Raw genomic sequence first — 7,534 nt, forward strand, 5'->3', positions numbered from 1 at the left:
CGCGCGCGACGGCTGGAATAGGAAATCGTTCAAAAGCATGAATTGCTTTTGAACAGGATTTCCGCCAGCGCGCGGGAAAAAGCAAGTTCATCTCCGCGCGCCACGCCGAAAGAGGAAAATCGACGGTTTCAACGTGAGTTGAAAACGAACGATTTTCCCGGCGCGCGAAACAAAGAATAATTGGGGTAGAGGCTGCCCAAGCGATACGAAGTATCGCAAGCCCACCGCGGGCACGTGGGGCCCGCCCGGCCCGAGGGCAGTACCTCTTTGGGGTAGTTTATTTTGCTGCCGGCAGGTCAATAAAACACTCGAAGGGTGCGGATCACGTGTCCAGCGGCACCGGCCCTCCGCATGCCTGGGGCTGCGGGCCGACCGCCTCTCCGAGGCGGAGCCTGTGAAACCCAGCGCGCGGACAATGAATGTTCATCCCGGCGCGTAGGTAAAGAATGATTCTGAATAGCACCGGGTCGCCGCCAGCGGAAAGAGCAACGAGCACCGCCGAAGTTGCTCGCGCCGCTCGGGGTGGCGGCGACTCGCGCGACCGCAGGTCGCAAATAGTACCGAAAATAACAGTACGGTTATTTGTTGTTGCGATTCGCAGAATCGCCGACCTCCGCGGTGCCGCCGGGCACTCCACCCGGGAGTTTGCTCAGCCTTAGGGGTGGGCGCGAGGCCGAATACGCAGAACTTTTTATTGTACGGTTAATAACGAACCCGCAGCCTGCGAAGTTAGAGTTTGCTCAGGACGAAACGGCAGCTCGTTTTCGGTGCAGAGCAATATTCCCGCGAAACGTGCGGGTTGGAGCCGGCGGGGACTGTATTGAGCAGACAAGCTCTTTGGCTCGCGAGCCGAGCGGTACCGCAGAGGCCAGCGATCCGGGAGATCGCAACGACAAAAAACATTACGGTTAGGATACACGGCATACCGGATATTTGCAGGCGCCGAACCGGGAATCCCACCCCGCGGGAGACCGCTCGAGCAGAGCCGCATAAAGCAAAACCACATAATACGAAAAAATTTAAAAGCAAAGCGAACCATAAATGAAAACAACGGGCGAAGTGATCGGCATCATTGCCAACTTAGTGACAGTCAAGGCCGACGGACCGGTGTCGCAGAACGAAATCTGTTACATCCAGATGGACGGCGGCGTGCGGCTCATGGCCGAAGTGATCAAAGTGATCGGCGACAAAGCGTACGTGCAAGTATTCGAAAGCACACGAGGATTGAAAGGAGGGACACGCGTGGAATTCGAGGGCCATATGCTCGAAGCGACACTGGGGCCGGGGATCCTGACCCGAATCTACGACGGACTGCAAAACGACCTCAAGGCGATGGAAGGCGTTTTCCTCAAGCGCGGGGAATACAACGATCCGCTCGATATGGAATCGCGTTGGGACTTTACCCCCTTGGTAGCCGCCGAAAATCAGGAAGTCAGAGCAGGCGACTGGCTCGGATGGGTGCCCGAAGGATGGTTGCAGCACAAGGTTATGGTGCCGTTCAAGATGGAAGGGACCTATCGGCTGAAATGGATTGCCCCGGCAGGGAATTATAAGATTACAGAGACGATAGCGACCGTGGTGGATGAAAATGGAGTGGAGCACGGCTTGTCGATGATGCAGCGGTGGCCGGTGAAAGTGCCGATTACGGCATTCAAAGACAAACCGAGACCCTTCCGCACGATGGAAACCGGATTCCGTGCGATCGACACCTTCAACCCGATTGCAGAGGGAGGGACAGGGTTTATTCCCGGGCCGTTCGGAGCGGGGAAAACCGTGTTGCAGCACGGAATCTCGAAACAGGCCAATGCCGATGTGATTATTATCGCCGCGTGCGGGGAGCGGGCCAATGAAGTGGTGGAAACCTTCGTCGAATTTCCGGAACTGGACGACCCGCGGACAGGGCGGAAACTGATGGAGCGGACAACGATTATCGCCAACACCTCGAATATGCCGGTGTCGGCCAGAGAGGCGTCGGTGTATACGGCGATGACACTGGGGGAATACTATCGGGCCATGGGGCTCAAAGTTTTGCTGCTGGCGGACTCTACGTCGCGGTGGGCGCAGGCGTTGAGGGAAATGTCCAATCGGCTCGAAGAATTGCCGGGGCAGGACGCCTTCCCGGTAGACCTTTCGGCAATTATATCGAACTTCTATGCGCGGGCAGGGTTCGTTTACCTCAATAATGGGGAGACCGGGTCGGTTACGTTCATTGGAACGGTGTCGCCGGCCGGGGGGAACCTCAAGGAACCGGTGACCGAATCTACGAAAAAGGCGGCGAGATGCTTCTATGCCTTGTCGCAGGCCCGGGCGGACTCCAAACGCTACCCCGCGATCGACCCGTTGGAAAGCTACTCCAAGTACCTGGAATACCCGGAAATCGTCAGCTATCTGGATGAAAACTACGGTGATGATTGGGTGGCCAAGGTTTTGGCCTCCAAAGCGATGGTGCAGCGGGGCAAGGAAGCTTTCGAGCAGATCAATATCTTAGGGGACGACGGGGTGCCGGTGGACTACCACGACCGGTACTGGAAATCGGAACTGCTGGACTTCATTATTTTGCAGCAGGACTCGTTCGACGCGACAGATGCCAACTGTCCGATGGAACGTCAGGTCTACATGTTCGACTTGGTGATGGACATCTGCGGACGGACCTTCCGGTTCGACGATTTTGAAGCATGCGTCGCTTACTACAAGCGGTTGATCAACGAACTGAGGCAGATGAACTTCTCGGTGTTCAAGAGCGAGGATTTCCAGCGGCATTATGACGCTGTGCAGACTATTCTCAAGGAACAACAGAACTGATACGGACAGATGGATAAGGACGACATTTACGGTTTTTAGACGCGAAAAACGATGGAAACACAAGGATTTCAGAAGATATACACGCAACTGACCGCGATCACGAAAGCCACGGTGACTCTCAGGGCAGAGGGGGCGGCCAACGACGAACTGGCACTTGTGGGGGGGCGGCTGGCCCAGGTGGTGAAAGTGGCGGGAGATGCCGTGACACTCCAGGTTTTTGCCGGGACAGAAGGGATTCCGACCGATGCGGAAGTGGTGTTCCTGCACCATCCGCCGGTGCTGAAGGTAGGCGACCAATTGGCGGGGCGATTCTTCAACGCCTATGGGGAGCCGCTCGACGGGAGCCCGATCGAAGGCGAGGAACGCGAGATCGGGGGGCCGACGGTCAATCCTTACCGGCGGATGCAGCCCAGTGAACTCATTGCGACGGGGATCGCGGGGATCGACCTCAACAATACGCTGGTGTCGGGGCAGAAGATTCCGTTCTTCGCCGACCCGAACCAGCCGTATAACCAGGTGATGGCGATGGTGGCGCTCAGGGCGCAGGTGGACAAGATCATTCTGGGGGGGATGGGTTTGACGAATGACGACTACCTGTATTATAAGACGGTGTTCGACAATGCGGGGGTCTTGGACCGGATCGTCTCGTTCGTGAACACGACCGACAATCCGCCGGTCGAACGGCTGCTGGTGCCGGACATGGCGCTGACGGCCGCGGAATACTTCGCGGTGGATAAGGGGGAAAAGGTACTGGTCTTGTTGACGGATATGACGCTCTATGCGGATGCGCTGGCGATCGTGTCCAATCGTATGGACCAGATTCCGTCGAAAGATTCCATGCCGGGGTCGCTCTATTCGGACTTGGCCAAGATTTATGAGAAAGCCGTGCAGCTGCCGAACGGAGGGTCGATCACGATTCTTGCGGTGACGACGTTGAACGACGGGGATATTACCCATGCCATTCCGGACAACACGGGGTATATTACCGAAGGGCAGCTCTTCTTGCGGAGCGATGCCGAGATCGGCAAAGTGATCGTAGACCCGTTCCGGTCGCTGAGCCGTTTGAAGCAGCTTGTGATCGGCAAGAAAACGCGGGAAGACCATCCGCAGGTGATGAATGCGGCGGTGCGCTTGTACTCGGACGCGGCCAACGCGCGGACGAAGCTCGAAAACGGGTTCGACCTCTCGGACTACGACCGGCGGACGCTGGATTTCGCGCGGGAGTACTCGGAAGAACTCTTGGCGATCGACATCAATATCGATATTACCCAGATGTTAGATACGGCGTGGCGCCTGTTCGCGAAGTATTTCTCGCCGAACGAAGTGGCGATCAAGGAGTCGATCCTCAAGAAATATTGGCCAGAAAACTAATCGTTCTTTTTCGCTGTTTCGTGAGGTTGGTGGTTTGAGGGAATTAATAGCGAAACGGAGTTTCGCCAGCCTGCTGCGGGATGCCGCTCGACACACAATCCGGGTTTGCCGGTAACGGAGTCTTAGGGTAGAGGCTGCCCAAGCGATGCGCAGCATCGCCCGTCCCGCCGGGGTCACCCGGACGCCGCCCGCGCAGGGCAGTTTCCTCCGGTTAAGGCAGAGCAAACTCCCTGCTCGCGTGCCGAACAGCTCCTGCGCGCCGTGCTTAAAGAGCGAAATCATTTCGACAAACGACAGTTTGTTGAAATAAGATTTCGCTGGCGCGCAGGAAAAACAGCAGAGGTAAAGGCGGCTTGGTTCGCGTGTTGATCGGCCCCGTGCGCGACAGCTGGAGAAGGAAATCGTTCAAAAGCATGAATTGCTTTTGAACACCAGCGCGCGGACAAAGTCTGTTCATCCCCGCGCGCCGACGCCGAAAGAGGAAAATCGACGGTTTCAACGGAGCTGAAAACGATTGATTTTCCCGGCGCGCGGAAATTGTTCGGGGTAGTTCCGGTCCAAGCGATACAAAGTATCGCCCGCCCGGCGGGGTGCCCCATTGGGGCTTTTGTTGGAGTTAGAGAGGACTTATTTAGCGGCTCCGCCCGGCCTGAGGGCAGTACCCTCGAACCCCGACTCGTCGCCCGCCCGCTTAAAAAGGAATTTCACTCGGTTTGCGGAAGCAAAACGAGAAGAAATTCCCGCGGGCGACGGTGCCGCTCGGTATTCGAACCGGGCCGCTCTACTCGGAATAGCCGAAGCATCCGGCGGAGAACGGTCAAGAGATGCGCAAGCATCTCAGAAAGTACAGTACCCTCATACCAGCCAAAGAACAGGCAAAGAAAAAGAACGGATAAAGATTAGGATTGATGATCAAATTTCAGTTCAATAAGACCGCCTTGGGCGAGCTGGGTAAACAGCTCACGATGCGGCAGAAAGCCTTGCCCACGATCAAGAGCAAGGAATCCGCCTTGCGCTCCGAAGTGAAGAAAGCCAAAGATCGCGTGGGCGAACTGCGGGCGCAGCTCGACAAGACCATGGCCGAATACGACTACATGGTGCAGCTTTGGGGCGAATTCGACCCCTCGCTGATCACCGTCAAAGACGTGCGGTTCGGGACCCAGAAAATCGCCGGCGTCGAGATACCCGTGCTGGAAGACATCCGGTACGAAGAAAAACCGTATAACCTGTTCAGCGCGCCGCTGTGGATCGCCGACGGGATGCGGATACTCAAGGAGCTGGCCAGGTTGGGGGTCGAAAGCGAGTTCTATCGGAAAAAGATGGAACTCTTGGAAAAGGCCCGGAAAAAGACCACGCAGAAAGTGAACCTGTACGAAAAAGTGCAGATTCCGGGGTATCAGGAAGCGATACGGAAGATCAAACGCTTCCTCGAAGACGAGGAGAACCTCTCCAAATCGTCGCAAAAGATTGTTAAATCCAGATTGGAAGCGGAGGCAGCGATATGATAGAACCGATGATCCGGTACAACCTGCTGTTGTACCACGGCGACGTGAAGCCGTTTATGGAAAAGCTCCGGGAGTTGGGCGTTGTCGATATTACGTTCCGCGAGTGGGACGCACCGCAGGAAGTGCGGGAGTTAGTCTCGACATCGGAACGGTATCGGACAGTGTACCAGCGGTTGGGGTCGGTGAAAACCGATACTGCGGATGCGGAGTCTGATGCGGTCTCGGAGACGCAACGAGTGCCGTTTGCCACGGTGGCGGAGGCGGTCGAGGCGTATGAAGGGGCGGCGGAACGCCTTTCGCAGCTCGAAACGCTGCGGACGAAAGCGGCGGCGGAACTCGATGAACTGGCCATGTGGGGCGAGTTCGACCCGGACGAAATCCGGCGGCTTAGGGAAGAGGAGGGGATTGCCATCCGATTCTTCGAGGTGCCGACGAAACAGTATAAGGCGGAGTGGGAACGGGAGTACGCCATTCAGGTGGTGGCGCAGAACCTGGGGGGAGAGACCTATTTCGTGGTGGCGCAGCCGTTGTCTGACGGCGTTGCGGAGCCGATCGATTTGGGGAATGCGGCAGTGGAACTCAAGGCGCCGGAGATGACATTCACCCAAAAAGAGGCGCAGATCGAACTCTATTTGGCGGAAGAGGTCAAACAGCAGAACATTATTGCGCGGGCTGCACTGTCGAGGGAGGCGATTCGGGCGGAATACTTGTCGATGAAAGATCGCATCACCTTCGACGATGCGGTTCATGCGGGGGAATCGGCGGCGGACGGGACGATCCGGATCGTAGAAGCGTGGTCGGTGGCGGAAAATCGGGAAAAAGTGGAGGCATTCCTCGATGCCGAGGAGGTCATTTACGAGTCGGCGCGGGCGACGGCAGAGGAGAATCCGCCGATCAAACTCAAAAACCATTTCTTCGCCCGGTTGTTCGAGCCGGTGGGATCGCTCTACATGCTGCCGAGATACAATGAGTTGGACATGACGCCGTTCTTCGCGCCGTTCTTCATGATCTTCTTCGGGATGTGTTTCGGGGATGCGGGGTACGGGGTGCTCTTCATTTTGGCGATTTTGATATTTTGGCGCAAGATACCGGTGCGGTTCCGCGATTTTGCGTGGTTGGCCCTGTTTCTGAATATCGCGACGGTCTTTTTCGGTTTGCTGACGGGGAACTGCTTCGGGATCGAACTGGCGAAAGTGCCGGCGTTGGTGAAGTTCAAGGAATATTTCGTCTCGAACGAAAACATGTTCAACGTGGCGGTGGGCTTGGGGGCGGCGCAGGTCTTGTTCGGACAGATCCTGCGGATTTTCAACCGGTCGAAACAGAACGGGAGTTTTCTTTACGGGCTTTCGACGCTGGGCTGGGTCATTCTGATGATCTCGGGGGGGCTGGCGTTGGGAGGTGTGTTGCCGGGAGATAGTATTCTGTTTTATGTGCTGCTGGGGATTGCCGGGGTGCTGATCTTCTTCTTCAACTCGCCGCACAAGAATCCGTTGATTAATGTAGGGGCGGGTCTGTACAGCTGCTATGAGATGGCGACGGGGGTGGTGGGAGACTTGGTGTCGTATGTGCGGTTGTTTGCCATCGGGCTGGCGGGGGCGATTATCGCGCAGGTGTTCAACGCGTTGTCGGTGGGGCTGAGCGGGAATATTCCGGTGCTGAGCTGGATATTTATGGCGGTGATTTTGGTGATCGGACACGGGTTGAATATCTTTATCAGTGCATTGGGGGCATTCGTGCATCCGGTGCGGTTGACATTCGTGGAGTTCTACAAGAATGCGGGGTTCGAGGGGGGAGGACGGAAGTTCACACCGTTCCGCCGGGCGGAAAAGTAATTGTTCTGTTGCATGTAGCGGGGG

General features: G+C 56.6%; 5 protein-coding genes. 4 read left to right on the plus strand and 1 reads right to left on the minus strand.

Translation table 11 applies throughout. The annotated features are described in order from the left end of the window. Positions 1 to 1,041 precede the first annotated feature (1,041 nt). Complete coding sequence (locus Q0Z93_RS09085; protein WP_298064767.1) at positions 1,042 to 2,802, plus strand: V-type ATP synthase subunit A; 1,761 nt, start codon at positions 1,042 to 1,044, stop codon at positions 2,800 to 2,802. A gap of 51 nt (positions 2,803 to 2,853) precedes the next feature. Beyond that, positions 2,854 to 4,173, plus strand: a complete 1,320-nt coding sequence (locus tag Q0Z93_RS09090) for a V-type ATP synthase subunit B (protein WP_298064769.1) — start codon at positions 2,854 to 2,856, stop codon at positions 4,171 to 4,173. Between the two features lie 265 nt (positions 4,174 to 4,438). On the opposite strand, the gene Q0Z93_RS09095 is transcribed toward Q0Z93_RS09090, so the two are convergent. Further along, positions 4,439 to 4,582, minus strand: coding sequence for a hypothetical protein (locus Q0Z93_RS09095; RefSeq protein ID WP_298064771.1), 144 nt, complete (start codon positions 4,580 to 4,582; stop codon positions 4,439 to 4,441). A gap of 496 nt (positions 4,583 to 5,078) precedes the next feature. Between Q0Z93_RS09095 and Q0Z93_RS09100 the strand changes: the two genes are divergently transcribed. Both Q0Z93_RS09100 and Q0Z93_RS09105 read left to right on the plus strand, forming a co-directional pair. Beyond that, positions 5,079 to 5,678, plus strand: a complete 600-nt coding sequence (locus Q0Z93_RS09100; RefSeq protein WP_298064773.1) for a V-type ATP synthase subunit D — start codon at positions 5,079 to 5,081, stop codon at positions 5,676 to 5,678. Then, positions 5,675 to 7,510, plus strand: a complete 1,836-nt coding sequence (locus tag Q0Z93_RS09105) for a V-type ATPase 116kDa subunit family protein (protein ID WP_298064774.1) — start codon at positions 5,675 to 5,677, stop codon at positions 7,508 to 7,510. Before Q0Z93_RS09100 ends, Q0Z93_RS09105 begins: the two co-directional genes overlap by 4 nt. Positions 7,511 to 7,534 lie beyond the last annotated feature (24 nt).

Source organism: uncultured Rikenella sp., assembly GCF_947628055.1.
In the GTDB taxonomy this organism is placed as follows: domain Bacteria; phylum Bacteroidota; class Bacteroidia; order Bacteroidales; family Rikenellaceae; genus Rikenella.